This is a genomic window from Arthrobacter ginkgonis, assembly GCF_039540195.1.
GTDB lineage: Bacteria > Actinomycetota > Actinomycetes > Actinomycetales > Micrococcaceae > Zafaria > Zafaria ginkgonis.
Genome location: NZ_BAABEO010000011.1, coordinates 69,236 through 91,834 on the forward strand (window position 1 = coordinate 69,236; position 22,599 = coordinate 91,834).

Genomic DNA, 22,599 nt, shown 5'->3' on the forward strand with positions numbered 1-22,599 from the left:
CGTGGCCCCGTCCGTCCAGGATGGACCGGGAGGGACGGGGCGGACGCCTACTTGCGTGTCCGCAGGATCTCGCCGCGGAAGAAGGCGGGGTGCCTGAGCCGCATCACGAACATCAGCACGACGCCGATCAGCAGCACGGCCATGCCCAGGATGAACACCGTGCCGATCCCGAACAGCGAGCTTCCGGAACCGTAGTCCGGGTCCATGGAGTCGATGGCGGTCTTCACGAACATGACCAGCAGGATGGTGCCGCCGATCAGCGGCGCCAGGAACTTGAAGACCACGCTCTTCCAGCCGGCGAACAGCTCGCGGCGGAAGTACCAGACGCAGGCCAGCGCGGTGATGCCGTAGTAGAAACAGATCATCATGCCCAGGGCGGTGATGGTGTCCCAGAGGGCGTTCTCGCTCACCAGCCGGGTAACCACGTAGAACGCGGCGGCGGCAACGCCGGACGCGATGGTCGCCGTCGACGGGGAGAGGAACCGGGGGCTGACCCGGCCGAAGCGCGGCGGCAGGGCCTTGTAGTAGCCCATGGCCAGCAGGGTGCGGGCCGGGGAGACGAAGGTGGACTGCAGCGAGGCCGCTGAGCTGGAGAGGATGGCCAGCGACATCAGGATCGCGAAGGGCCCCATGATGGGTCCGGCCAGCACGGCAAAGATGGACTCCTGGTTCTCCGGGTTGCCGGCGCCCAGGCCGGTGTCGCCGGTGCCGGCGTAGCTGATCACTGCCAGCGAGACCAGCATGTAGATGCCCATGATGATTAGGATCGTGAGGGTTGCGGCGCGGCCGGGGATCTTGTCCGGATCCTTGGTTTCCTCATTCATGGTCAGGGTGACGTCCCAGCCCCAGAAGATGAAGATGGACAGGGAGACGCCGGCGGCGAAGGCGGAGAAGGATTCCACGCCGAACGGGTTGAACCACTCCAGGGAAATGGGAGTGGCGTCGAACGCGGTGCCGTTGGCGACGTGCATGAATGCGGCGATGGCGAACCATCCAAGCACCAGCAACTGGAAGCCCACCAGGACGTACTGGAATGCCTTGGTGGTCTGCAGGCCCCGGTAGGAGATCCAACAGGCGCCAGCGATGAAGACGAGCGTGGTGGGGATGTTGATCCACAGGTTGGTCGTCAGGTCGGCGAGCGCCTCGTTGCCGGTGATCTGGGAGAGCATCAGGTAGAAGAAGTCCACCGCGACCGCCGCAAGGTTGGACAGCACGATGATGGTGGCGGCGATCAGGCCCCAGCCGCCCATCCAGCCGATCCACGGGCCGAAGGCGCGGGTGGCCCAGGTGAACGAGGTTCCGGAGTCCGGCATCGCGTTGTTCAGCTCGCGGTAGCCCAGCGCCACCAGCAGCATCGGCAGGAAGCCCGCGATGAAGATCGCCGGCAGGTGCGTTCCGACCTCGGCCACGGTGGGACCCAGCGCGGCGGTGAGCGTGTAGGCCGGCGCGATGCAGGAGACGCCGATGACGACGGCCCCCAGCAGACCGACGGCGCCCTTGTTCAGGCCCTTTTCGCCCAAACCTCCGCCGGTTTCGGTGTTATCCGGCCCAGAGCCGGCAACGGTGTAAGTCATGGTTCCTGCTTTACGTGAGTATCGACTCCGGACGGCTGTCCCTTGTGGGGCTCCCCGGCGCTGCGGCGCCGGGGAGCCCAGCTGATGTGGTGATTGGTTATTTTGCGATGCCCGGCTTGTAGTCCCGCGGGACGACGATCAGCGGGACCGGCAGGGTGCGCAGCATGCGGTGCGCGGTGGCGCCGAGGAAGATCCGGCGCTTGCGGCCCAGCCGCGACGAGCCCACCACGGCGGTTTCGTCGTGCCGCCAGTCCAGGCCCTCGACCGCGGTTTCGATGTCGCTGCCATGGGCCACGACGACGTCGGCCTTCACCCCGGTCTCGGCGACGACGGCGTCGAGCTCGGCCATCGCGGCGGCGCTCGCCTCCGCGATAGCCGCCTGGTCGTCCAGCTCCCTCGGGATCAGCGAGACCAGACGCAGCGGGCAGCCGCGGCGCGCCGCGGCAAGCGCGGCGGTGGCCACGACGGCCTGCGCACCGGCCCGGGTGCCGATGAACGCGGTGACCCGGCTCAGCCCGGCGGTCGGTGCCGCTTCCGCCTCCGGCGCCGCCGTGGCCAGCGCCAGGGGCACCGGCGAGCTATGCAGCAGCGCCGAGGCCACCGACCCGACGGTGAACCGGCCGGCGATCCCCCGCCGGTGCGCGCCCACGACGATCAGCAGCGCCTCGCGTTCCTTGGCGACGTCCATCAGGACCTCGGCCTCGGACGGCCCGGAGCGGGCCAGCACGGTGGCCGGGATCCCCTCCGGAACCATCGCCAGGGCCTCCTCCGCCCACTTCTTGACGGTTTCGCCCAGGACCGTGTCGGTGCTGTGGGCCCCGCCCTTGTACACGGCCTCGAACGGCGTGTGCTCGGGCAGGGCCATGACCAGGTCCAGCTCGGTGGACCCGTCGGTGCCCGCCAGCCGCGCCCCCAGCTGCAGCGCCTCGGCGCCCCGTTCGTCGGCCGTGTAGCCGACGACGTAGCGGGCGACGCTAGGCATGAGCGGTGTCCGGCACCGGGACCGAGCCGTCGTAGGCCGGGTCGTGGGCGGTTCCATCCAGCGCGGCGATGATCAGTGCCGCAGTGCGCCGGCCCATACGGACCGCGCCGTCCACGTGCTGGTAGCCCTCGCCCGCCAGGTCCGAGGAGGCCCAGTGGATCGCACCGGTCGGGACCGACTGGTCCGGACCGAAGCGGAAGAGCCCGCCCAGGTCGTAGCTGGTGGCGTACGCGCCGCGGGTCCACTCCTCAGAGCCGAAATCGGAGAGGTAGAAGACCTCCGGGGTCAGCGCCTCGTCGCCGAGGAAGTTGGCCAGGTCGGCCAGGATGCGGGCCTTGCGCTCCTCCTCGGACAGCTCGAACATCGCATCGGCGTGCACGTCGGAGATGAAGCCGACCAGGGTGCCGCGGGTGTCCTCGTAGAAGGTGTTGTCGTAGACCTCGGAAACGATCTGGGTCGGGGCGAAGCCGGTGCCGGAGAGGCCCTTGGCGCGCCAGAACGGGGTGTCGTAGACCGCGTGCACCTTGATGACCAGGCCCATGGACTGGTGCTGGTGGGTGATGTGCTTCTTGCGCGGCAGCGGCGGGTTGTAGGAGATGCGCGAGTACAGGTTCGGCGGTACCGCCACGATGGCCTTCTTGGCGCTGACGGTCACGGTGGCCCCGTAGGCGGTGACACCCTCCTCGGACCAGTCCAGCTTCAGCACCGGGTTGTTCAGGAAAACGACGTCCTCGCCCAGATGCGCGGCGACGGTCTTGGAGACCCCCTGCATGGTGCCCACGATCCGGCGGTCCAGGATGAAGTCCTCGTTGACCAGATTGCTGAAGGAACCTGCGGAGGCGGCCATCAGCAGCGCCTGCAACGCGGAGAAGGTGTGGGCCGGCTTGGTGAGCATGCCGCCGGCAATGAACAGGCCGATGTTTGTGGCCGCGTCCTCGTCGTCAGTGAGGGTGCGAAGCCAGTGATGGAAGGAGATCATGTCCAGTTCCTCGGCGCGCGCGTGCTCCCACGGGCGGTCCGGGTCGATCTGGGCGGCCAATTCGTCCATCACGGCGATGAGCTTGTCCATCTCGGCGACCTTTTCCGGGGCGATCGGGAAGTCTTCGCCGGTGTACTCGATGCGCTTGCCATCGGGGCCGACGAACACCGAGGTCCCCTCCTTGTGGCGCGGGTAGGTCTCGATGCCGAACTCTTCCAGCAACGAGTACAGCCCGGTCTGGTCCGGGGAGATCCACTGTCCACCGATCTCGATGGTCGCCCCGCCAATCACATCGGTCCACGTGCGACCGCCGACACGGTCGCGGGCTTCGAGCACGGCGACGGTCTTGCCTGCCTTGCGCAGCTCATGGGCGGCGGTCAGACCGGTGGGACCGGCGCCAATGATGACGACATCGCGTTCCAGCGTTGCCATAGAGATCACTACCTTCGTGTTCGACAATAAATGAATGACGTTCATTTATAGACTTACGATACGCGTCCGGCATATGTTTGTGAAGCCGGTCACTGAAAAGATCGCACTTCGCGCCCCGAGAGGAAACCCATGAGTGCCCCGCCCATGGCGGACGGCAGGACGATTGTTCCGCGCCGCCGCGCCGGCCGCCCGAGCAACGCGGTCCTGGACCGCACGCACATTACGACGGCGGCGCTCGGGATCGTCTCGGAGCGCGGCTACCCCGCGCTGACCATGGCCGCACTGGCCCGCCAACTGGGCGTCTCGCCGTCGGCCCTGTACAACCACGCATCCTCCAAGCAGGAGGTGTTGCAGTGGGTCCAGGAGCACGTGATGTCCGGCGTCGATTCCACCGGGTTCGGGCAGGTGCCGCTGCGCGAAGCCCTGCGCCGCTGGGCGCGTTCCTACCGCGATGTGTTCGCCGAGCACGCCCCACTCATCCCCGTGGTGGCGGTACTGCCGGTGGCCGGGTCTCCGCGCACGCTGCGGATGTACGAGGCCGTTGCCGAGGGGCTGTCCACGGAGGGCTGGCATCCGGAGCGGATCGTGCCGGCGATCGTGGCCCTGGAGTCCTTCATCTTTGGCTCCGCGCTGGATGCGACGGCGCCGCTGGACATCCTTGATCCGGGCCAGCACGCCTCCGCGCTGCCCGTGTTCGCGGGGGCGCTGCAGGCGCAGCGGGCCACCGGCGCCGGGCCCGCGGACACCGCGTTCGAGTTGGGCCTGGACGCCTTGCTGACCGGCATGCTGGGCCCAGCCTAGCTGGGCGCTAGCTGACGAAGGAGCCTGCTGGCTGAGTACAGCTAGCGGGTGCTGAAGTGCCAGACGACGCCGACCACCCACAGGGAGGCGGCCATCGCGGCGCACCCGAACTCGACGAGGATGCCGGCGCCCGCGGCCTTCAGTGCCGATCCGCTGGCCCGCAGCGCCTCGGGAAAGTTCCGGCGCCGCACGAACTCGGATCCCAGCAGCCCCACTCCGAAGCCCACGAACAGTCCCACTACGGGGATCAGGAACATGCCCACGATCGCGGCGAGCAGGGCCACGAGCGTCGAGCCCTTGGGGATCTGCTGCTGCTTCAGGTTGCGCCCGGTCAGCACGGTGGAGGCCGTCCAGCCGACGACGGCGAAGGCTATCCCGAGCAGGCCCATCGTCCATGAAGCGGTGCTTCCCAGGATCCAGGACCACGCCAAGAGGGTGCCGACCGTGAGCAGGCTGCCCGGCAGCACGGGGAACACGGTGCCCAGGGTGGCCACGGCCAGCAGCACTCCCGCGATGACCGTCACGACGATTTCGGTGTCCATCCGACCAGTCTGCCAGCCATTGTGCCTAGTCCCGGGAACCTAACCCTCTCCCCGTCGGTTGTACGGGGAGACAAGCCGGAATCCAACGCAAGGAGCACACCGTGGGCATGTTCGACAAGCTGATCCAAAAAGGCCAGAAGATGGCGGGCGAATACCTGCGCAACCAAATGGGCCAGCAGAAGCCGAACCAGACGGGCGCGCAGGGGCAGCACGGAAACGGCCAGTACGGAAATAGCCAGTACGGCGCGCCGCAGCAGGGCGGGGCGCCCTACGGAAATGCGCAGTACGGGAACTCCCCCTATGGCAACGCTCCCCACGATCAGGGCCAGTACCCGGGCTCCAGCCAGCCTAAAGCCGCCCCCGGGGCCCCGGCTGCCTCCGCGGAGGACCGCGCGGCTATCGCGAAGTACCGATACATGCTGCAGACGGCTCCGCCGCAGGACATGGAGCGGGCCCACGCCGAGGCGTTCGCCCGGCTGACGCCGCAGCAGCGCGCACTCCTCCAGCAGGAGCTCTCCGACGGGCTGCCGCCGGCGGAACGTCCGCGCAGTGCCGAGCCGTTCGACCTCGCCCGCGCCGCGACCCGCGCGGAGGTCAGCCGGCCCGGCTTCATGCCGAACCTGCTGTCCCGTTCGTCCGGGACCGGCCGGGCCGTGGGTGCCGGCGCCGCCGGCGGCCTGGCCGCGGGCATGGCCGGCGGGCTGCTCGCCGGCGTCGCCGGGGCGTTCATTGGCACCGCGATCGCCGGTCCGCTGCTGGACGGGTTCTCCGGCATCGGCGAGGGCCTGGCCGGGGCGGGCGAAGAACTGATGGGCGCCGGCGGAGAGGCGCTGGCGGCCGGCGGCGACCTGATCGGCGAAGGCACCGGCATGGTCGAGGAAGCCGGCGGGCTCTTCGACGGGTTCGACTTCGAGCTCTAGGCCAACCGGTTCGTTGGCGCGGCGCGGCAGTTGCAGCTCCCGCGAGTCCGGTTGATGCAACGAGCGCTAGGACCCTAGCCTTCCGGCCGCGCGGCGGACCGAGGGCGCGCCGTACGGCCGGCGCGCCCTCGGTCCGCGGGGCCGGGCAATTCCTTGGTCAGTCGGCCGCTCCGCCAGCCAACCCGGCGGTTTTTCCTTCGGCGTGTTCGTAGGTGAGGCAGTCCGCGTTGTCCGCCCCCGGGCCCACATGGACCTCCGGCGCGGAACACATCAGCTGGTCGTTGTGGACGCATTCGGCCCGCTGGCAGGCCCCGACGGTGGCCAGGACTTTCCGCAGCCCGCCGTGCATGCCGGTGTCGATGAAGGTGGCGCAGGACGCGTGGTCCTCGCCCCCGCCGATCGTGATGCCGGCGGCCTGGCAATTCGAATGGTCATTGAAGGAACAGTTGACGACGGTGCAGTCGCTGACGTTGGCCGTAGCGGTCATGGCGTTCTCCCCTGCTCGGTGGCTGCCCGGGCCGGACAACCCTCCAATACACCGTACGTCCGATTTGCCGCAACCAATTAGTGCCGGTTTCGGCCTCTTTTGCGGTGAGGCCAGCCTATGTCCCCTCCGCCGGGGCGGTCCCCCAGCCCTTGACAATCACCGCGGCCCGACGCCTACGGTGGAGGCGCTCCCCGGAACCGGGTAGCCGGGAGGGGCCGGTCGGCAAAGTCCGTCCCCCGCCACTATCCCACTCCTCGCCGTTCCCCAGAGCCGAATCTCCCGGTGAATGGTTTCGGATTGGCAGGAACGTAGTTCGAACGGGGGTGCCGGACACGATTGACGGAGGTTCCGCGGGAAGCATGCACACACAATCCATCTACGGCCAGGAGAGACCACCATGGCACGAGTACAGGAAAGCATCGAAGTCGACGTTCCCGTCCAGACCGCTTACAACCAGTGGACCCAATTCGAATCGTTCCCGGAGTTCATGACCGGTGTGGAAAGCGTTGTCCAGCAGGAGGCGGACACCAGCCACTGGGTCACCCGGGTGGGCGGAGTGCAGCGTGAATTCGACACCCGCATCGTCGAGCAGGTCCCGGACCAGCTGATCCACTGGAGAAGCACGGACAACAAGGCCATCGAGGGCATTGTCCGCTTCGAACCGTTGGCTGCCGACGCCGCCACCCGGCCTGCGCCCGGCGTCGCCGAGGAAACGCCAGGGGTCGACCCCGGACTGCCGCGGGTCGGGATGCCCGGCGACGACATGGCCGGCTCGCCGATCGCGCTGGACCCGGACATGCAAACCCGGCCGACAGGTACCGCCGATCCCTATGCCACCGTGCCGGCCGGGGCGCGGACCCGCGTGACGGTGGACTTCACGTGGGACGACGAAACCTTCATGGAGAAGGCGGGCGCCGCCCTGGGCTTCGACTCGGCACAGGTCAAGAGAGATCTGCACCGTTTCCGCGAATTCATCGAGGAGCGCGGGTCCGAAACCGGGGCATGGAGAGGGAGCATCGACCCCACGGGTCCGCTGGGCTGACAGCCCTCCGGAACGGTTCGGAAAGAGGGCTCTTCCGACGGACCGCGCCCACCGAAAACCCGCCGGGCCGGCGGTCGACCCGGCGTCGGAAACACGGCGGCGACCCGCGGCCGCAACCGTGTTTTTGGAGGCCTTGTTTCCCCGGCGCGTCCGTGCTTGGCTGTACGCAGCCGGCGAGAAACGGAGTGCCAGACCCACCGGTTCTCACCGATGGCTCGGGTGCCGCAGCTGCTTCACCCGGGGTTTCCCGTCCGGCGCCTTCCCCGCAACGGAGAGGGCAGGTTCGGTGGCATGGACCGTTGGACAGCAACCAATAGATCAAGACTCCTTATCGGCATCGATATCCGGTCCGCTCCTCGCGCCGGTTGCCTCATGTGAACCGGCCTCGGGGCCCCGTGGCCCCCGAGGGAGAGGGCCGGATACCCGGCGCAGCATCCGCGCGGTGCTGCCCAACCCTTGGGACGTGTGCAAGCAGGACCCAAACAATGGAGGATCAGATGAGCACAGAGGATTTTTCCGCCAACCCACGCAGGGATCCCGTAGATCCCACCAACCCCCTCAACAGGCCGCCAACGGACGTCCCGCCCACCGGTGTTCCACCGGCCACCGGATGGGACACGGAAGGCAGCGCGGCCGGAGAGCCGTACCCCGGAGGGACCACGGCAGGCGCAACCTCCACGACTTCGGAGCAGGAGACGGGCAAGGTGGCCGCCGGGAAGGAAGCCGCCCAACACGTCGGCGAAACGGCCTCCGAGGAGGCGCGAAAGGTCGCGGGCGAGGCTAAGACCCAGGCGAAATCCTTGCTCTCCGATCTCCAGACGGACCTGCGCGACCAAGCCGGGAAGCAGCAGGAAAAGATTGCCGGGAACCTTCGCTCCATGAGCGAAGAATTCAACACGATGCTCGGCGCCTCCTCGGGTGGCCAGGGGTCCGACCTGGTCCAAATGGCCGGCCAGCGGGTCGACCAGGTCGCCTCATGGCTCGAGAACCGGGATCCGGGGACGATGCTCGACGAAGTGCGGCGGTTCGCCCGGCGGCGCCCGGGAGCCTTCCTGGCCATAGCCGCCGGAGCCGGCCTGGTGGCCGGGCGGCTGGCCCGCAACCTGGCCGCGGAGGCGGGAAGCGAATCCTCGCAACGCCCCAGCCACCTTGCCCCCGGCCCCGTGCGGCCCTCGGCTGCCCCCTCCGCGTGGCCCGCCGACACCACCCCCTCGGGGGCCGTGGGGACGAGTCCCGCCGGCGGCGCCGGGCTGACTCCCCCAGGTTCGGTGGGGACGACCCTTCCCGGATCCGTGGGGATTGATGAGGGATCAAGCGTCCGCCCGCCCGCGAATCCCGCCGCGGGAAGCACGGAGACCTATCCATGAGCGACTACCGTGAGTCACCCGGGTTCCCGGCCCCGGACGACCCGGGAGCGCGTGCCGCCGACAATTCCTTGGGAGACCTGTTCCGGGAGCTGACAGAGGACGTGTCCACGCTGATGCGGCAGGAAGTCCAGCTGGCCAAGGCGGAAATCCAGCAGTCGGCGAAAACCGCAGGCAAAGGCGTGGGACTGTTGGCCGGAGCGGGGGTGGCCGGGCATTTCGCCCTCGGCTTCCTCTCGCTGGCCATCGCCGTGGCGCTGTCCGTATGGATCGGCCTGGGCTGGGCATCCCTGATCGTGGCGGTCATCTGGGCCATCATTGGCGCAGTGCTGGCCTCGCGTGGCAAGAAGCAACTCGAATCCGTGCGGGGCATGCCCCAGACCGCGGCGACGGTCAAGGAGATCCCGCCCACCCTGAAACCCGGTGAGGAGACACCATGAGCCAGACACCAGAAGAAATCCGGGCAGACATCGAGCGCACCCGTCGCGAGGTGGGCGGGGACGTGGACGCCTTGGCCCAGAAGGTCAGCCCCTCGGCCGCCGTGGACCGCCAAAAGACGCGGGTCCGGCACGGACTCCACCGTTTCCGCGAGAACATCATGGGGGCCGCCGACGACGTCGGGACCTCTGTGGGCGACACGGCCCACGACGTCGCCCACCGGGCCGGCGAAACGGTCAGGGAAGCCCCGCAGCAGGCGGCCCGGGCCACCCGCGGCAATCCGCTCGCGGCGGGCCTGATTGCCTTCGGCGTCGGGGCAATCGTCTCCTCCCTGATCCCGCCGACCGCGAAGGAAAGGGAGGCGGCTACGCTCCTGAAGGAGAAGGTCGAACCCGTGACCGAGGAAGTCAAGGCGGCGGTTTCCGAAGTCGCCCATGACCTTCAGGAACCGGCCCAGGAGGCTGCCGCCGCCGTCAAGGAGTCGGCAACCGAATCCTTCGAAACCGTGCGCGGCGAGGCTCAAAGCGGAGTCGACTCCGTGAAGGAGGGCGGAACGCCGCCGCGCAGGGACGAAGTGCTGTAACCGAATCCTCTTCCGGGCCCTGGCGCCCGGGCGTGGAAGACCGGTGACCGCCAGCGAAGCCCCACCGCCGGACGGACGGACCAGTGCCGCCCGTTCCGCAGTGGGGCTTCGCTGGCGACGGGGACCGGAGGACAGCGGTGCAGGGAAGACGGAAACGTACGGAAGACGGGACAGGTGAGTTACGGCGCGTGGAAAGAAGCCGCGCGGAATGCAGGAGGCATCGGGATGGCCCCAAACAGGAATTCAACCCAGAACAGGAATCCACGGATCAAGGACGAGGAGCTCTACCAGAAGCTCTTGGACGAGGGAAACTCGGCCCGCAAGGCTGCGCGGATCGCCAATGCGGCCGCCCGCTACGGACGCTCCGCAGTGGGCGAGCGGGGCGGAGAAGCCGGCAGCTACGAGGACTGGACCGTCGATGAGCTGAAGGGCCGGGCCCGGGAAATCGGACTCAAGGGCTACTCGAAGCTCCGCAAGGCCGAACTGATCGATGCCCTGCGGAATTCGTAGCGCGCGGCGGAAGCGGCGTTGGAAATGGCACCAACCGTAGGAAGGGAACCAATGGACATGCACCCCACCGGCAGGATCGGCCGGCAGCCCCACCCCGCGGCCTGGGGACGCGAAGCCTGGAGTACCCCCCGGCTGGTCGACCCCAGCGTTCCCCCGCAACCCGGCCCGATAGGCCCTCCCCAACCCGGGCCCACTCCCCCGGTACCGGACCCCAGCGTCCCCCCGCTGCCGGACCCCAGCGCTCCCCCGCAGCCCGGTCCCACTCCTCCCCGCGATCCCAGCGTCCCCCCGCAGCCCGATCCCACCACGCCTCCGCCACCGGAGCCCACTCCGCCCTCGCGGCCCGACCCGACCGCTCCCCCGGAACCTGGCCCCGCTCCACCCTCGCGGCCCGATCCCTCCACACCCCCGCAGCCGGAGCCCACTCCTGCCCCGGAGCCACCGTTCCCAATGCCGGATCCGCTGGACCCCTACCGCCGGCCCGGCACCACAACGCCTCTGCCCAGGGATCCCGAGGAGCCCTCCAAGCCGGACCAGCCCGGGAGCCGCTTGCTCACGGCGCGGAGCGCCACAGTCCGTTAGCTACTTAGTCCAATAGCTGCAGGACTGCACGGTCCGGCTGAAGGGCGCGGTCGGCGACCCGCCCCTGCTCGAACAGTTCGATAACGCGGGGGTCGATGTAGGCCGAACGGGCCACCGCCGGTGTGTTGTGCAGGCGTTCCGCCGTCGCCCGCACCGCGGCCGTCACGGCGGCCGCCAGATCGGTGCCCTTCTGCGATGCCTCGGACAAGGTCAGGGCCGCGGTGACCGTCCCCTGCCAGGTGCGGAAATCCTTGGCGGTGAACCCCTGCCCAGCCGCCTGCGCAATGTAGGCGTTCACCTCTCCCGGCGTCGGCGCCTGCCACCGGATCCTCCTGCCTCCCCGCACCGGCCGGCACAAGGCCGGGGCGGTGGCGGGGCGTCGGGGCAACGAAGCCAGGTATGACGCCAGGAGCGGGTCCCGCAACCGGATTTCCCAGCGCTGGCCCGACTTGCCCGGAAAATCGAGCAGCACTTCGTCTTCCTCGACCCGCACGTGGCGGCGCCGCAGCGTGGTTGCTCCGAAGGATCCGTTCTTCCGCGCGTAGTCTTCGGCCCCCACCCGCAGGCCGGCCTGGTCGATCAAACGCACTGCCGCGGCCACCGCGCGCCGGGGGGACGAGTCGCTGCCCAGGTCCCGGGTCACTGCCCGGCGCAGCTGCGGCAGCCTCTCGGCAAAGGCCTGAGCACGGGCAAATTTCTCCACGTCACGGGCTTCGCGCCACAGCGGATGGTAGATGTACTGCGTCCTGCCGGCCGCGTCCTCGCCCGTGGCCTGCACATGGGCCCCGGGCGAGGAGGCGATCCACACCTGCTCCCACGCCGGTGGAATGGCCAGCAGGTCGATCCGCCGCAGCGTCGCGGCAGCCCGGATCAGCCGGCCGGTGGACGTCCGGTATTCGAATCCGTCCTTGCCGCTGTCCCTCCGGATGCCTCCGCGGCCCGGTTTCACCTGCACAATGTCCATACGCCCCTCGCTGAATCCCCGCCCCCTCCGGTGGGGAAGGCCGGATCCCGACCGCCCCTTAGTCAACCAGCCTCCGACGGCGGGTTCCAGCCTTTCGGGGACCGGCCGGCTACGCCTGGCCTGGCGTCCGGTGCCCGCGGTGGCTCCGCCTCACCTCCCCTTGAAAGGTGCGGGACCTCGTGGTTGGCTTCACGAAACACGGCAATCCACGACGGAGCGGGGTACGCGCCGCCGAATCCGCGGAGCGGCCCGCCAGCCCAACCGGCCTGCCCATCCACCACCTGGGGGCGGCCAGGGTTCCAGGAACTTGGAGGAAGCACCCATGAGCAACTCCCCGAACAGCGGCAGCGGCGAGACCCAACCGCAGGGCTCCGCGTCGGAAAAGGACCAGCTGTCCCTCGACGACCCCACCACCCGCCATCCGAAGATCAGCCCGCCGAAACAGGACCAGCCCGAACCGGGCCTTGATGCCCGGCTCGAACCGCACGCCGACCACGGCGAGGAGTCCTACACTGGCACCGGGCGGCTGAAGGGGCGCAAGGCCTTGGTCACCGGCGGCGATTCAGGCATCGGCGCGGCCGTGGCCATCGCCTTCGCCAAGGAGGGCGCCGATGTCGCCATTGCCTACCTTCCGGCCGAGGAAGAGGATGCCAGGGACGTGGCCGCCACCATTGAAGCGGCGGGTCGGACGGCGATCACCCTGCCCGGGGATCTGACGGATCCCGAGTACCGTCGTCAGCTGGCTCACGACGCGGCGGAGGCCCTGGGCGGGCTGGACATCCTGGTCAACAACGCCGGCAAGCAGCTGAGCGTCGATCGGTTCGAGGACCTCGACGACGATCAGGTGCGCACCACGTTCGAGGTGAACATCCTGGCGATGTTCACCATCACGCGCGAGGCACTGGCCCACCTGCCCGCCGGCGCCAGCATCATCAACACGACGTCCATCCAGGCCTACGACCCGTCGCCGAACCTGCTCGACTATGCCTCGACCAAGGCCGCCATCAACAACTTCACCAAGGGGCTGGCGGTACAGCTGGCTCCCCGCGGGATCCGCGTGAACGCCGTGGCGCCGGGCCCCATCTGGACGCCCCTGCAGGTCTCCGATGGCCAGCCGAAGGAGAAGCTGCCCAAGTTCGGCCACAACACCGCGCTGGGCCGCGCCGGACAGCCGGTGGAACTGGCCCCCGCCTACGTTTTCCTCGCCTCCCCGGAATCCAGCTACGTCGTGGGCGAAACCCTCAATGTCAATGGCGGTAAGGCCTCGCCGTGACCAGGACCGCCGGTCCCCGCGGGTCCCCGGCGGTGCGCAGGCCGTGGCGGGTGGCGATGAGCCTGGTGCTCGCCGGTCCCCTGCTGGCGGGCTGCCTCACGTCCCAGGGCGGCATCACCGCCTCCCTTGGGCACTCCCTTGAGGACGCGGCCTCGGACCTGTCCTCCGCGGAACTGGGACTGCGCCAGTACCTCGCCGCCTGAACGCTGCGGACCGCGGTGGACACGCTGGTCTCCGACAGCATGGACCAAGCGACGGAGGCCTCCGCCGGGATCGCCACGGCTTCCCCCGACACACCGGGGGAGGCTGCCGACCAAGCGCGGGCGCTGGACCTCATTGACGATGCGGTACTGGCCCTGGCGGCCACCCGGGCCTACCTCGAGGGCAGCTTCGATCCAGCCCTGCTCGACGGCGGCGAGGGCTCCACCGGGGAACCCGGACCGGCCATCGCTGACCTCTTGGCCGAGCAGGCCGCCGAGCTGGCCGCCCAGGCCGCCCAGGCCGCCCAGGCCGCCCAGGCCGCCGAATGGTCCCCGTGAATCGTCTGCTGGGCGTAGCCCTCGGCATCCTCACGGCGATCGGCGGCTTCGTCGACATCGGCGACCTGGTCACGAACGCCGTCGTCGGAGCCCGGTTCGGGCTCGGGCTGGCCTGGGTGGTGGTCGGCGTCGTCGGGATCTGCGCCTACGCCCACATGGCCGGGAAGGTGGCCGCCGTCAGCGGCCGGGCCACGTTCGAAATCATCCGCGAATGCCTCGGCGCCCGCACCGCGGCAACCAACCTGGCGGCGTCCTTCCTGATCAACCTGATGACCGTCGCTGCGGAGGTCGGCGGCATCGCCTTGGTCCTGCAGCTGGCCTCCGGAATCCACTACCTCGCGTGGATCCCCGTGGCCGCTTTCCTGGTGTGGCTGGTCATCTGGCGAGTGCGGCGCTGTCCCCCATCGTTCCGGAGGGGGAAAGCACGTGGACGTACTGGTACTACGCGGTGGCCCTGTTCGGGGCGGCCATGACCCCCTACGAGGTCTTCTTCTTCTCCTCCGGCGCCGTCGAGGAAAAGTGGTCACCGAAGGACGTCGTCCAATCGCGGATCAACGTGCTCGCGGGCTTTCCCCTCGGCGGCCTGCTCTCCCGTTCCATCGCCGCCTGCGCCGCCGTCGTGCTGCTGCCGCGGCAGATCGGCGTCGAACCGCTGTCCCAGGTGGTCCTGCCGGTGGCCGAAGCCGCCGGACGCATCGGGCTGGTGGTCGTCCTGGTGGGCATCCTCGCGGCCACCTTCGGCGCGGCGCTGGAAACCACGTTGTCCAGCGGCTACACCCTGGCCCAATACTTCGGCTGGTCCTGGGGCAAGTACCGCCGCCCCGTGGACGCCGCGCGCTTCCACGTCGCGATGGTCGCGACCCTGCTGGCCGGTCTCGGCATCCTCGCCACCGGCGTCGACCCGGTACTGGTGACGGAGCTGTCCGTGGTCTTCTCCGCCGTCGCCCTGCCGCTGACCTACATCCCCATCCTTGTTGTGGCCAACGACCCCGAGTACATGGGCGCAGCCGTCAACGGGCGCTTCCTCAACGCCCTTGGAACCTTCTACCTGGGGGTGATCCTGCTGGCCGCCTTCGCTGCCATCCCATTCATGATCGTCACGGGGGCCGGGGCATGAGCCGGCCCCGCCCGTCCCTGCCCGCCGCGCCCCTGCCCACCGCCCCACGGCCGGCCGGCGCAGCCCTGGACGCCACGCTGCACCTCCTTGACCGCCAGATCCTCGACACCGAGGGGGTCCCGGTGTGCACGGTGGACGATCTGTGGATCGACCTGCCCGGCGACGGCCGGCCGATTCCGCCGGGGTCAGCACCGCCGGCGGTTACCGACCTGCTCGCCGGGCCGGTCCTCGCCACGCGCCTGTTCGGGGGGCACCCCCCAACCGATCGGCTGGAACGGATCCCGTGGACAGACCTCGGCGAGGTCGGCACCGTGCTGCGGCTGCGCACCCGCGGAGCCGGACTTTCGGTGCGGTGGGTGGAGCACTGGCTGCGGGACCACGTGATCGCCCGGATCCCGGGAGGGCGCCATGCTCCTGACTGAGATACTGGGCCGGCCGGTCCACGCGCACGACGGCCCCAAGCTGGGTTTGGTCGCGGACGTGCGGGTCGCGCTGACCGGGCCCGGGGAAGCTTCCTGGTGCTCTGGCCGGACGTGGAGAGCGTGGGGCCGGAGGTGGTGCTGCGGCAGGACGCCCGCCGGTACGATCCGCGGCTTCCGGGCCGCGGCCCCTGATCGGCACGGTTCCCCACCCCAAATGTTGTGCCCGCGAGCCCTTGAGGTCGGGTATCGGGAGGTCTAGCGTCAAAGACACCAGATGCGCATCCACGCGGGCGCTTGTGTGCCCGCACAACCCGCTAGTCCAAGGAGATGATCTGGAAATGTCCACGGTACGGGAAATCATGACCGGGCACGCCGAATGTATCGGGGAGAACGAAACCCTCGAGGCGGCCGCCCGCAAGATGGTCCAGCTGGATGTGGGCTCGCTGCCCATCTGCGGCCAGGACCAGAGGCTCAAGGGGATGCTGACCGACCGCGACATCGTGGCGAAGTGCGTGGCCCTTGGCAACGATCCGCGCGACACCCTGGCTAGGGACCTGGCCCAGGGCAAGCCCGTGGTGGTGGGCCCCGACGACTCGGTCGACAAGGCTATCGCTCTCATGGAGGAGCACATGATCCGCCGGCTGCCGGTGGTCGAAGAGCACCGGCTGGTCGGCTTCCTCAGCCAGGCCGACATCGCCCTCTGCTACACGAAGGACAAGGTCGGCGAGCTGGTGGAGATCATCTCGCACCACCGCTGACGCTTCGCGACTCGGCCTTCACGGCGGCGTTCCGGCAGCTTCGCAGGCTGCCGGAGCACAGCCGCGGGTGGAGGGTGCCATGGGTAGAGGCCTATGCCCGCGGCGCTCAGCTCCGGCCGCGCAACCAATGCTCCGCGGCCGCGCCGGCGAGGCAATCCTGCCGGTACTCCTCACAGATGAAGTTCAGGATCTGGGACCCCAGCTGCGGCTGCGGCGAGCCGATCGCGTCCGTCGCGTACGCCACCCGGAAATCATGGGCAAAGGCGTCCGCGCCGGTCTGCGCCACGCAGCTTTGCGTCGATACCCCTGTCAGCAGCACCCTCCCGACCCCGGCCAGACGGAGGCGCTGTGCCAGGTCGGTGTTCAGGAACGCGCTGTCGCGCAGTTTGACGACGCAGTGGCTGCCCGGCAGGTGGAGGTCGGACAGCAGTGAAGCCTGGGTGGTTCCCTCGAAGTTGAACCCCTGATCATCGTCGCGCATGTTAAGCGTCCACGTGGATCGGTCCCGGGCGTGCTCCGTGACGACGGTGAACACGGGCGCACCGGCCGCCCGGGCCCGCTCGGCAAGGGCGTTGGTGGCGTCCACGATGCGGGGCCGCTCCCGCGCAAGCACGGGATCCTCGAAAAAACCGTTCTGCAGGTCGATGACCACCAGTGCAGCGCGGCTCAGCGTCGTTTGCTCCACGCGGCTCCTTTCGCCCTAGGACCCCGGCTCATGACCGGAGGGTGGCCGAGGATCAGCCCGGGCCACCCTCCGCTGCGTCAGGGTCAGTCGGTCAGGTCCCTCTTGACGTCCTTGGCCGCATCCTTGACGTCTTCACCCGCCTGCTTGACCTTGGCCGAAGCCTGGTCGGCCTGGCCCTCGGCCTCGAGGCGCGGGTTGTCGGTGGCGTCGCCCACGGCTTCCTTGGCCTTGCCGGCGAGCTCCTCGCCCTTGTTCTGCATCTTGTCTCCCAGTCCCATCGGGAGCTCCTTTCGTCAGTGCGGCCGGCACGGCCGCCGTCGGTCGGATATGCGGTTTGGCGCCGCCGTTACTTCTTCGTATGGGCGGCCGCCGACTTCTCCGTCTTCGCCTCCTTGTGCTCGAGCTTGCCTGAGGGGTCCTCCAGATGGGCGCGCAGGAACCACTGGAACTGTTCCAGCTCGGCGGTCTGCCCAATCAACATGTCCTCGGTGACCGGGTCGATTTCCCCGACCTTTTCAATGGCCTCGCGGTGACTGGACACGACCCCGTTGTAGACCACGTCCAAGGCGGCCAAATGCTCTGCGGTACCGGCCCGGCCAATCGCGTAGTCGTCCCACTCCCTCTCGGACACCAACTGCCCGGGTAGGCCGTTCGGAGACACACCGAGGGTCGCAATGCGCTCGGCGGTCGCGTCCACCATGGCACGTACCAAGGTGATTTGCGGATCCAGCATTTCGTGGACGCCGATGAAGTCACGGCCCACGACGTTCCAGTGCGCATGCTTGAGCGTCAACTGCAGATCGTTGAGCGCATAGAGCCGGTTTTGAAGGATCCTGGCCACCTCGCGGCCTTCCTTGAGTTCCAGGCCCGGAACCGTGAATCCTGCTGTCGTGCCGTTTGTGGCGGCCATCAAGTTCTCCTCACGTTACGCCACCGCTGGTCGGCGGCTCGTTCCTCAACCTAGGTGCCATCGCGTGGCAAGTCCAGTGGCCTTGGTGCCAAGGGTGGGGCCCGCCACCCGTGGAACCCGCCCAAGGTCCGACAAAAATTTCTGGGAGATTAGGGAACAAAGAGGGACAATGTGAGGTAGCTTACAGCTAAGTGGAATGCCCCGTACAAACCAAGAATCCCAAACCCCAAGGAGAACCCCATGGGAATCATCGGTTGGATCATTCTGGGCCTGATCGCCGGCGCGATCGCTAAGGCCATCAAGCCGGGCGAGCAAGGTGGCGGTTGGCTCGTCACCATGTTGCTCGGCGTCGTCGGCGCGCTGATCGGCGGATGGATCGGCAGCGTTGTCTTCAATGTCGGCCTCGAGAACTTCTGGTCCCTCCAGACTTGGATCGTGGCCATCTTGGGATCCCTCTTGGTGCTCGTCGTGTGGGGCTTCTTCACCCGCAAGAGGGCCTGACCCCTTTTCCCCATCCCACTCCCAAGTCCCGGCGGCCGGACCCGGCGCCTGAGCCCCGTTGGGGTCCGGCCGCCGCCACTACCGCAGAGGGTCCGTGATAAGCGGGTGGGGCCCGGACCGATCGGTCCGGGCCCCACCCGTTTCTTTGTCGTTTCCTCTTTGTGGTCTGCCGGGTCCGAGCCGCCCGCGCCCCATCCGCCTACCGAATGATCCGGAGGTTGAACTCGGGCGTCCCCAGCGCGCCGAACAGGCGCACCCATAGCCCCAGGTACATTTCCGGGCCGCGCGCGGTTTCGATGCCACCCAGGTCGATCACGTCCGCGTGCCCCAGTCCGCGCACCAGCCCGAGGACGATTTCCTTGGCCCCGGCATCGTTGCCGGAAACGAAGGCGGTATGCGCCGGCCGGGCCTGGTCAGGGTCCACCATCAGGGGCGCGCTCATCGTGTTCAGGGACTTGACCACCCGCGCGTTCGGGAAGGCGCGCTGGATCCGCTCGCCGAGGCTGTCCACGTCCACGGGATCCAACCGGGGCGGGAAACCCTGGGAGGGGTCCAGCGGGTTGGCCACATCCAGCAGCACCTTGCCGTCCAGATTCGCCGCACCGGCGGCCTGGAGGGCCTCGAGCGAATGGCGCCCGGCGGTCGCGTTCACCACCAACTCCGCGCCGGCCGCCGCGTCAATGAATCGCTGCAGGCGGATGCCGGGGTGGGCGGACAGCCAGTCCTGGAAGTCCGATTCCGGCCCATGCCTGTTCACCGTGGCCTGCACGTCGCGGGTGCCCACGGCCACCCGGTGCCCGACGGCCGCCAACCCGGAGGCCAGCGTGCGCCCAACGATTCCCGTCCCAATGACCCCGATGTCCATGGCAGTCCCCTTCGGCCGTCCCCGGACCGAGACTAGCCCCGCCCCGAGCCGGGGACAACGGCTGGCCCGACCCCAGCTCCCCGGGGTCCGGACCGCGGGCCATGTTCAGGATCGGGGCCCGCGTTCAGACCCAAGGAACCGTGCCGCGGTTGTGCTCGAACACCAGCGAGGTCTGCGTGGAGGCCACCGCCGGGTTGGCGGAGAGGTGGTCCAGCACGAACTGTCGCACGTCGTTGGAATCCTTGACCGCCACGTGGATCAGGAAGTCGTCGGTGCCGCCCAGGAAGAACAACTGGGTCACGCCGGGCAGCGAACGAATCTCCTCCGCGAACGCCGCCATGAGGTGGCGGGCGCCGGCCCTGATGCGCACGGAGATCAGGGCCTCCAGGGCGTGCCCGAGCACCTCGGGGTCGATATCCAGCGTGAATTTGCGGATCACGCCGGTCTTCTGCAGGGCGTTCAGGCGGGCCAGGCACGTGGAGGGGGCTATGCCCAGATCGGCCGCGAGGGCATTGTTGGGCCGCCGCGCGTCGTCCAGCAGGAGGCCGAGCAGGCGGCGGTCGATCTCATCCAGTTCGACGACCTCACGGCCCCGAACATCTTTCGTTGTGGCCACAGTCACACCTCTTGATTCCGCACTTATTTGCAGGTTCCAGCATACTTGCCGCAGAAAATTCCGCACAAGATCATAAGGGCCGCAGAAAGCCTAATACTGGAACCAATAACCGCGTCGGCGGACCCCGGTCCGGCCAACACCCCACGTACGCATTGCGGCACCGCAAGAAGGAGTCCTGAAGTGATTATCGGCATCCCCAAGGAAATCAAGAACAACGAGTTCCGCGTGGCCATCACCCCCGCGGGCGTCTCTGAGTTCGTCGCCCGCGGCCACCTGGTGGTGGTCGAGACCGGCGCGGGCGTCGGCTCCGGCATCCCGGACGAGACCTACGTCGCCGCTGGCGCCCGGATCGCCGCCACGGCGGACGAGACCTGGGCGGCCGCGGACCTGGTGCTCAAGGTCAAGGAACCCATCGCCGCCGAGTACCACCGGATGCGCAAGGACCAGATCCTCTTCACCTACCTGCATCTGGCCGCCTCCCGCGAATGCACCGAGGCCCTGCTCGCCGCCGGCACCACGGCGATCGCCTACGAGACCGTCACCGCCGGCCGCGCCCTGCCGCTGCTGGCCCCGATGTCCGAGGTCGCCGGCCGGCTGGCCGCCCAGATCGGCGCGGTGCACCTGCAGCAGCCCAACGGCGGAGCCGGAATCCTCATGGGCGGCGTGCCGGGCACCCGTCCCGCCAAGGTCGTCGTCATCGGTGGCGGCGTCGCCGGGGAGAACGCGGCGGTCATCGCCGCCGGCATGGGAGCCGATGTCACCATCATCGACATCAGCTTGGCGCGCCTGAAGGAGATCGACACGGCCCACAACGGCCGCATCAAGACCCTTGCCTCCTCCCAGTTCACGATCGCCGCAGAGGTCGCCGCCGCGGACCTGGTCATCGGCTCCGTGCTGATTCCGGGCGCGGCGGCCCCGAAGCTGGTCACCCTGGAGATGGTCTCCAGGATGCGCCCGGGCTCGGTGCTGGTGGACATCGCCATCGACCAGGGCGGCTGCTTCGAGGGTTCCCGCCCGACGACGCACGCCGAGCCGACCTTCAAGGTCCACGACGCCGTCTACTACTGCGTGGCCAACATGCCCGGTGCGGTCCCACAGACCTCCACCGCTGCGCTGACCAACGCGACGCTTCCCTACGCCCTGAAGATCGCCTCCAAGGGCTGGCGCGCCGCGCTGCGCGAGGATGCCGGCCTGGCCGCGGGCCTGAACGTGCACGCCGGACACGTCACCTTCGCGCCGGTGGCAGAGGCCCACGGCCTCGAGTACACGCCCGTCTCCGCGGTGCTCGCCGAGCCCGCCCTCGCTGGCTGATCTGACAGCACGACTCGAACAGCACGACGCCGGGGCCGCCTTCCGCACGGAGGGCGGCCCCGGCGTCGTGCTGCGCGTGCCTCCTGGGGCACCTAAACCTAGGGCACCGACTTGATGTTGCGCACCAGGGCCGCCCCGCCGAGTCCGATCAGGGCCGCGACGACGAACAGCGCGGTGTACCCGCCAAGGAACTTCACCGCAACCAGGGCGATCGCCGGGGCGATGACCTGCGGCAGGGCGTTGGCCACGTTGATCACCCCCATGTCCTTGCCCCGCGCCGCAGCCGAGGGCAGCACCTGGGTGAGCAGGGCGAAATCCACCGCAAGGTAGGTGCCGAAGCCCAGCCCCAGCAGCGCCGCTCCCGCGACCGCGCCGGGCCAGACCGGGAAGAGCGCCATGGTCAGCGCCGAGCAGGCGATCACCACCGAGGACACGGTGACGAAGATCCGGCGCTTGCCGGTGCGGTCGCTCCACGGGCCGGCCAGCACCGCCCCGACGATCACCAGGACCGCATAGATGCCGGTGAGCACCAGCACGCCGAGGGCCGGGTCCGGATGCCCGATCACGTCGGTGAGGAAAAAGAGCAGGTAGACGATGGTCAACTGGTTGCCGACGTTCATCATGAAGCGCGTCAGCCAGGCCCAGCCGAAGTCGCGGTGCCGGAGCGGATTGATCCAGAAACCACCGAGGAAGCTGCCCCAGCGGAAGGGCCCGCGCAGCCGGCGCGGCAGCGCGGGGTCGTCGGGACGGAGCAGGTAAGGCACCACGGATACGGCCAGCGCGGCTGCGCAGATCCAGTAGCCGAGCGCGACGTTCCCGGAGATCACGAAGCCGATGACGGAGCCGAGCATGATGCCGGCGGTCTGCCCCATCGCGGCCAAGCCGCCGACCCGCCCGCGCTGGGGCACCGGCACGCGGTCCGGGATGGCTGCGGTGATGGCCGCGTAGGCCGCGTTCGCCCCGGCCTGGACCAGGCACCAGAAGAGCAGCAGCGCGGCGACTGCCCCGGCTCCGGACAGCGACAGCAGGCCCGCGACGCCCAGGACGGCCCCGGCCAGGATCCACGGCGAGCGCCGGCCCATCCGGGAGGTGGTGCGGTCGGAAAGCGCGCCGAACAGCGGGTTGGCTACCAGCGCGACGGCGGCCCCGCAGGCGGTCACCAAGGAGAGGATGGCCTCCTTGTGTCCCGGGTCCAGCGCGGTGGCCTGCAGACCGAGCAGCACGTTCAGGGGCGCGAAAAACGCCGTGTTGATCCCGACGTTGACCAGGACCAGGCCGGTGACCCAGCCGGGGCCCACGCGCCGGACCGGTTCGGCCAGCGCCTCCGGGACGGGCGCGCCCGGGCTCGCGATGCCAGGTTGTCCGGACGCTTCCCCGGCGCCGTCCATCAGATGAGGCTCGA

26 protein-coding genes and 1 pseudogene are annotated in these 22,599 nt (G+C 69.0%); 15 read left to right on the forward strand and 12 right to left on the reverse strand.

Features of this window, described 5'->3' with window-relative positions; translation table 11 throughout:
• Positions 1-47 precede the first annotated feature (47 nt).
• From ABD912_RS08810 to ABD912_RS08820, 3 genes are all read right to left on the reverse strand, one after another.
• The gene (locus ABD912_RS08810; RefSeq protein WP_345150113.1) at positions 48-1,574 is read right to left on the reverse strand and encodes an APC family permease; all 1,527 of its coding nucleotides are present in this window, start codon (positions 1,572-1,574) and stop codon (positions 48-50) included.
• Between the two features lie 97 nt (positions 1,575-1,671).
• A complete protein-coding gene (locus ABD912_RS08815; RefSeq protein WP_345150115.1) occupies positions 1,672-2,556 on the reverse strand; it encodes a universal stress protein in 885 nt (294 codons plus the stop codon).
• Positions 2,549-3,967 carry a flavin monoamine oxidase family protein gene (locus tag ABD912_RS08820; RefSeq protein ID WP_345150116.1) on the reverse strand — a complete coding sequence of 473 codons (1,419 nt, stop codon included), beginning with the start codon at positions 3,965-3,967 and terminating at the stop codon, positions 2,549-2,551. The genes ABD912_RS08815 and ABD912_RS08820 overlap by 8 nt, the downstream gene beginning before the upstream one ends.
• A 129-nt stretch (positions 3,968-4,096) precedes the next feature.
• On the opposite strand from ABD912_RS08820, the gene ABD912_RS08825 reads away from it, so the two are divergent.
• A complete protein-coding gene (locus ABD912_RS08825) occupies positions 4,097-4,768 on the forward strand; it encodes a TetR/AcrR family transcriptional regulator (RefSeq protein WP_345150117.1) in 672 nt (223 codons plus the stop codon).
• Between the two features lie 41 nt (positions 4,769-4,809).
• Here the strand turns inward: ABD912_RS08825 and ABD912_RS08830 are convergent, their stop codons facing one another.
• Complete coding sequence (locus ABD912_RS08830; RefSeq protein WP_345150118.1) at positions 4,810-5,310, reverse strand: DUF456 domain-containing protein; 501 nt, start codon at positions 5,308-5,310, stop codon at positions 4,810-4,812.
• Positions 5,311-5,417: 107 nt separating this feature from the next.
• Between ABD912_RS08830 and ABD912_RS08835 the strand changes: the two genes are divergently transcribed.
• Complete coding sequence (locus ABD912_RS08835; RefSeq protein ID WP_345150365.1) at positions 5,418-6,230, forward strand: hypothetical protein; 813 nt, start codon at positions 5,418-5,420, stop codon at positions 6,228-6,230.
• A 157-nt stretch (positions 6,231-6,387) separates the two neighbouring features.
• On the opposite strand, the gene ABD912_RS08840 is transcribed toward ABD912_RS08835, so the two are convergent.
• On the reverse strand, positions 6,388-6,717 hold the full coding sequence (locus tag ABD912_RS08840; RefSeq protein WP_345150119.1) for a DUF1540 domain-containing protein: 330 nt from the start codon (positions 6,715-6,717) through the stop codon (positions 6,388-6,390).
• Positions 6,718-7,114: 397 nt separating this feature from the next.
• Here ABD912_RS08840 and ABD912_RS08845 point away from each other — a divergent pair, with 397 nt between their 5' ends.
• The 5 genes from ABD912_RS08845 to ABD912_RS08865 all read left to right on the forward strand — a co-directional run bounded on the left by ABD912_RS08845 (position 7,115) and on the right by ABD912_RS08865 (position 10,654).
• Entirely contained in the window at positions 7,115-7,759 is a 645-nt protein-coding gene (locus ABD912_RS08845; protein WP_345150120.1) for an SRPBCC family protein, read from the forward strand.
• A 497-nt stretch (positions 7,760-8,256) separates the two neighbouring features.
• The gene (locus tag ABD912_RS08850; protein WP_345150121.1) at positions 8,257-9,126 is read left to right on the forward strand and encodes a hypothetical protein; all 870 of its coding nucleotides are present in this window, start codon (positions 8,257-8,259) and stop codon (positions 9,124-9,126) included.
• Positions 9,123-9,563, forward strand: coding sequence for a phage holin family protein (locus ABD912_RS08855; RefSeq protein WP_345150122.1), 441 nt, complete (start codon positions 9,123-9,125; stop codon positions 9,561-9,563). The genes ABD912_RS08850 and ABD912_RS08855 overlap by 4 nt, the downstream gene beginning before the upstream one ends.
• Entirely contained in the window at positions 9,560-10,144 is a 585-nt protein-coding gene (locus ABD912_RS08860) for a DUF3618 domain-containing protein (protein ID WP_345150124.1), read from the forward strand. Before ABD912_RS08855 ends, ABD912_RS08860 begins: the two co-directional genes overlap by 4 nt.
• A 225-nt stretch (positions 10,145-10,369) precedes the next feature.
• The gene (locus tag ABD912_RS08865; protein ID WP_345150126.1) at positions 10,370-10,654 is read left to right on the forward strand and encodes a DUF7218 family protein; all 285 of its coding nucleotides are present in this window, start codon (positions 10,370-10,372) and stop codon (positions 10,652-10,654) included.
• Positions 10,655-11,240: 586 nt separating this feature from the next.
• Here ABD912_RS08865 and ABD912_RS08870 read toward each other — a convergent pair.
• Positions 11,241-12,200, reverse strand: a complete 960-nt coding sequence (locus ABD912_RS08870; RefSeq protein ID WP_345150128.1) for a DNA topoisomerase IB — start codon at positions 12,198-12,200, stop codon at positions 11,241-11,243.
• 322 nt (positions 12,201-12,522) lie between these two features.
• Between ABD912_RS08870 and ABD912_RS08875 the strand changes: the two genes are divergently transcribed.
• The 6 genes and pseudogenes from ABD912_RS08875 to ABD912_RS08905 all read left to right on the forward strand — a co-directional run bounded on the left by ABD912_RS08875 (position 12,523) and on the right by ABD912_RS08905 (position 16,309).
• Positions 12,523-13,473: an SDR family oxidoreductase gene (locus ABD912_RS08875; protein ID WP_345150130.1), complete on the forward strand. Its 951-nt coding sequence runs from the start codon at positions 12,523-12,525 to the stop codon at positions 13,471-13,473.
• Positions 13,470-13,676, forward strand: coding sequence for a hypothetical protein (locus tag ABD912_RS08880; protein WP_345150131.1), 207 nt, complete (start codon positions 13,470-13,472; stop codon positions 13,674-13,676). The genes ABD912_RS08875 and ABD912_RS08880 overlap by 4 nt, the downstream gene beginning before the upstream one ends.
• 39 nt (positions 13,677-13,715) lie before the next feature.
• Positions 13,716-14,012 carry a hypothetical protein gene (locus ABD912_RS08885; RefSeq protein ID WP_345150132.1) on the forward strand — a complete coding sequence of 99 codons (297 nt, stop codon included), beginning with the start codon at positions 13,716-13,718 and terminating at the stop codon, positions 14,010-14,012.
• Positions 14,000-15,129: pseudogene (locus ABD912_RS08895) on the forward strand (NRAMP family divalent metal transporter). The gene ABD912_RS08885 and the pseudogene ABD912_RS08895 overlap by 13 nt, the downstream one beginning before the upstream one ends.
• Positions 15,126-15,551, forward strand: a complete 426-nt coding sequence (locus tag ABD912_RS08900) for a hypothetical protein (RefSeq protein WP_345150138.1) — start codon at positions 15,126-15,128, stop codon at positions 15,549-15,551. The pseudogene ABD912_RS08895 and the gene ABD912_RS08900 overlap by 4 nt, the downstream one beginning before the upstream one ends.
• Before the next feature lie 338 nt (positions 15,552-15,889).
• On the forward strand, positions 15,890-16,309 hold the full coding sequence (locus ABD912_RS08905; RefSeq protein WP_345150140.1) for a CBS domain-containing protein: 420 nt from the start codon (positions 15,890-15,892) through the stop codon (positions 16,307-16,309).
• A gap of 106 nt (positions 16,310-16,415) precedes the next feature.
• On the opposite strand, the gene ABD912_RS08910 is transcribed toward ABD912_RS08905, so the two are convergent.
• The 3 genes from ABD912_RS08910 to ABD912_RS08920 all read right to left on the reverse strand — a co-directional run bounded on the left by ABD912_RS08910 (position 16,416) and on the right by ABD912_RS08920 (position 17,904).
• On the reverse strand, positions 16,416-16,994 hold the full coding sequence (locus ABD912_RS08910) for a cysteine hydrolase family protein (protein ID WP_345150141.1): 579 nt from the start codon (positions 16,992-16,994) through the stop codon (positions 16,416-16,418).
• An 83-nt stretch (positions 16,995-17,077) separates the two neighbouring features.
• Positions 17,078-17,272: a CsbD family protein gene (locus tag ABD912_RS08915; protein WP_345150142.1), complete on the reverse strand. Its 195-nt coding sequence runs from the start codon at positions 17,270-17,272 to the stop codon at positions 17,078-17,080.
• A gap of 68 nt (positions 17,273-17,340) precedes the next feature.
• Positions 17,341-17,904, reverse strand: coding sequence for a Dps family protein (locus ABD912_RS08920; RefSeq protein ID WP_345150143.1), 564 nt, complete (start codon positions 17,902-17,904; stop codon positions 17,341-17,343).
• Between the two features lie 240 nt (positions 17,905-18,144).
• Between ABD912_RS08920 and ABD912_RS08925 the strand changes: the two genes are divergently transcribed.
• Positions 18,145-18,405 (forward strand): GlsB/YeaQ/YmgE family stress response membrane protein, encoded by a 261-nt coding sequence (locus ABD912_RS08925; RefSeq protein WP_345150144.1) that lies wholly within the window; start codon positions 18,145-18,147, stop codon positions 18,403-18,405.
• Positions 18,406-18,604: 199 nt separating this feature from the next.
• Here ABD912_RS08925 and ABD912_RS08930 read toward each other — a convergent pair whose 3' ends face one another.
• Both ABD912_RS08930 and ABD912_RS08935 read right to left on the reverse strand, forming a co-directional pair.
• The gene (locus ABD912_RS08930) at positions 18,605-19,270 is read right to left on the reverse strand and encodes an NADPH-dependent F420 reductase (protein ID WP_345150145.1); all 666 of its coding nucleotides are present in this window, start codon (positions 19,268-19,270) and stop codon (positions 18,605-18,607) included.
• Positions 19,271-19,394: 124 nt separating this feature from the next.
• The gene (locus ABD912_RS08935) at positions 19,395-19,886 is read right to left on the reverse strand and encodes an Lrp/AsnC family transcriptional regulator (protein ID WP_345150147.1); all 492 of its coding nucleotides are present in this window, start codon (positions 19,884-19,886) and stop codon (positions 19,395-19,397) included.
• A gap of 180 nt (positions 19,887-20,066) precedes the next feature.
• On the opposite strand from ABD912_RS08935, the gene ald reads away from it, so the two are divergent.
• Positions 20,067-21,197 (forward strand): alanine dehydrogenase, encoded by a 1,131-nt coding sequence (gene ald, locus ABD912_RS08940; RefSeq protein ID WP_345150149.1) that lies wholly within the window; start codon positions 20,067-20,069, stop codon positions 21,195-21,197.
• A 98-nt stretch (positions 21,198-21,295) separates the two neighbouring features.
• Here ald and ABD912_RS08945 read toward each other — a convergent pair whose 3' ends face one another.
• On the reverse strand, positions 21,296-22,585 hold the full coding sequence (locus ABD912_RS08945) for an MFS transporter (RefSeq protein ID WP_345150150.1): 1,290 nt from the start codon (positions 22,583-22,585) through the stop codon (positions 21,296-21,298).
• Positions 22,586-22,599: the final 14 nt, after the last annotated feature.

What these genes read in the sequence shown, in the direction of transcription:
- ABD912_RS08870 (WP_345150128.1), bottom strand. Translation starts at nt 12,200, where the DNA reads ATGGACATTGTGCAGGTGAAACCGGGCCGCGGAGGCATCCGGAGGGAC.
- ABD912_RS08920 (WP_345150143.1), bottom strand. Translation starts at nt 17,904, where the DNA reads ATGGCCGCCACAAACGGCACGACAGCAGGATTCACGGTTCCGGGCCTG.
- ABD912_RS08850 (WP_345150121.1), top strand. Translation starts at nt 8,257, where the DNA reads ATGAGCACAGAGGATTTTTCCGCCAACCCACGCAGGGATCCCGTAGAT.
- ABD912_RS08885 (WP_345150132.1), top strand. Translation starts at nt 13,716, where the DNA reads ATGGACCAAGCGACGGAGGCCTCCGCCGGGATCGCCACGGCTTCCCCC.
- ABD912_RS08905 (WP_345150140.1), top strand. Translation starts at nt 15,890, where the DNA reads ATGTCCACGGTACGGGAAATCATGACCGGGCACGCCGAATGTATCGGG.
- ABD912_RS08820 (WP_345150116.1), bottom strand. Translation starts at nt 3,967, where the DNA reads ATGGCAACGCTGGAACGCGATGTCGTCATCATTGGCGCCGGTCCCACC.
- ABD912_RS08855 (WP_345150122.1), top strand. Translation starts at nt 9,123, where the DNA reads ATGAGCGACTACCGTGAGTCACCCGGGTTCCCGGCCCCGGACGACCCG.
- ABD912_RS08815 (WP_345150115.1), bottom strand. Translation starts at nt 2,556, where the DNA reads ATGCCTAGCGTCGCCCGCTACGTCGTCGGCTACACGGCCGACGAACGG.
- ABD912_RS08865 (WP_345150126.1), top strand. Translation starts at nt 10,370, where the DNA reads ATGGCCCCAAACAGGAATTCAACCCAGAACAGGAATCCACGGATCAAG.
- ABD912_RS08915 (WP_345150142.1), bottom strand. Translation starts at nt 17,272, where the DNA reads ATGGGACTGGGAGACAAGATGCAGAACAAGGGCGAGGAGCTCGCCGGC.
- ABD912_RS08945 (WP_345150150.1), bottom strand. Translation starts at nt 22,585, where the DNA reads ATGGACGGCGCCGGGGAAGCGTCCGGACAACCTGGCATCGCGAGCCCG.
- ABD912_RS08845 (WP_345150120.1), top strand. Translation starts at nt 7,115, where the DNA reads ATGGCACGAGTACAGGAAAGCATCGAAGTCGACGTTCCCGTCCAGACC.
- ABD912_RS08830 (WP_345150118.1), bottom strand. Translation starts at nt 5,310, where the DNA reads ATGGACACCGAAATCGTCGTGACGGTCATCGCGGGAGTGCTGCTGGCC.
- ABD912_RS08860 (WP_345150124.1), top strand. Translation starts at nt 9,560, where the DNA reads ATGAGCCAGACACCAGAAGAAATCCGGGCAGACATCGAGCGCACCCGT.
- ABD912_RS08835 (WP_345150365.1), top strand. Translation starts at nt 5,418, where the DNA reads ATGTTCGACAAGCTGATCCAAAAAGGCCAGAAGATGGCGGGCGAATAC.
- ABD912_RS08925 (WP_345150144.1), top strand. Translation starts at nt 18,145, where the DNA reads ATGGGAATCATCGGTTGGATCATTCTGGGCCTGATCGCCGGCGCGATC.
- ABD912_RS08930 (WP_345150145.1), bottom strand. Translation starts at nt 19,270, where the DNA reads ATGGACATCGGGGTCATTGGGACGGGAATCGTTGGGCGCACGCTGGCC.
- ABD912_RS08825 (WP_345150117.1), top strand. Translation starts at nt 4,097, where the DNA reads ATGAGTGCCCCGCCCATGGCGGACGGCAGGACGATTGTTCCGCGCCGC.
- ABD912_RS08900 (WP_345150138.1), top strand. Translation starts at nt 15,126, where the DNA reads ATGAGCCGGCCCCGCCCGTCCCTGCCCGCCGCGCCCCTGCCCACCGCC.
- ABD912_RS08840 (WP_345150119.1), bottom strand. Translation starts at nt 6,717, where the DNA reads ATGACCGCTACGGCCAACGTCAGCGACTGCACCGTCGTCAACTGTTCC.
- ABD912_RS08810 (WP_345150113.1), bottom strand. Translation starts at nt 1,574, where the DNA reads ATGACTTACACCGTTGCCGGCTCTGGGCCGGATAACACCGAAACCGGC.
- ABD912_RS08875 (WP_345150130.1), top strand. Translation starts at nt 12,523, where the DNA reads ATGAGCAACTCCCCGAACAGCGGCAGCGGCGAGACCCAACCGCAGGGC.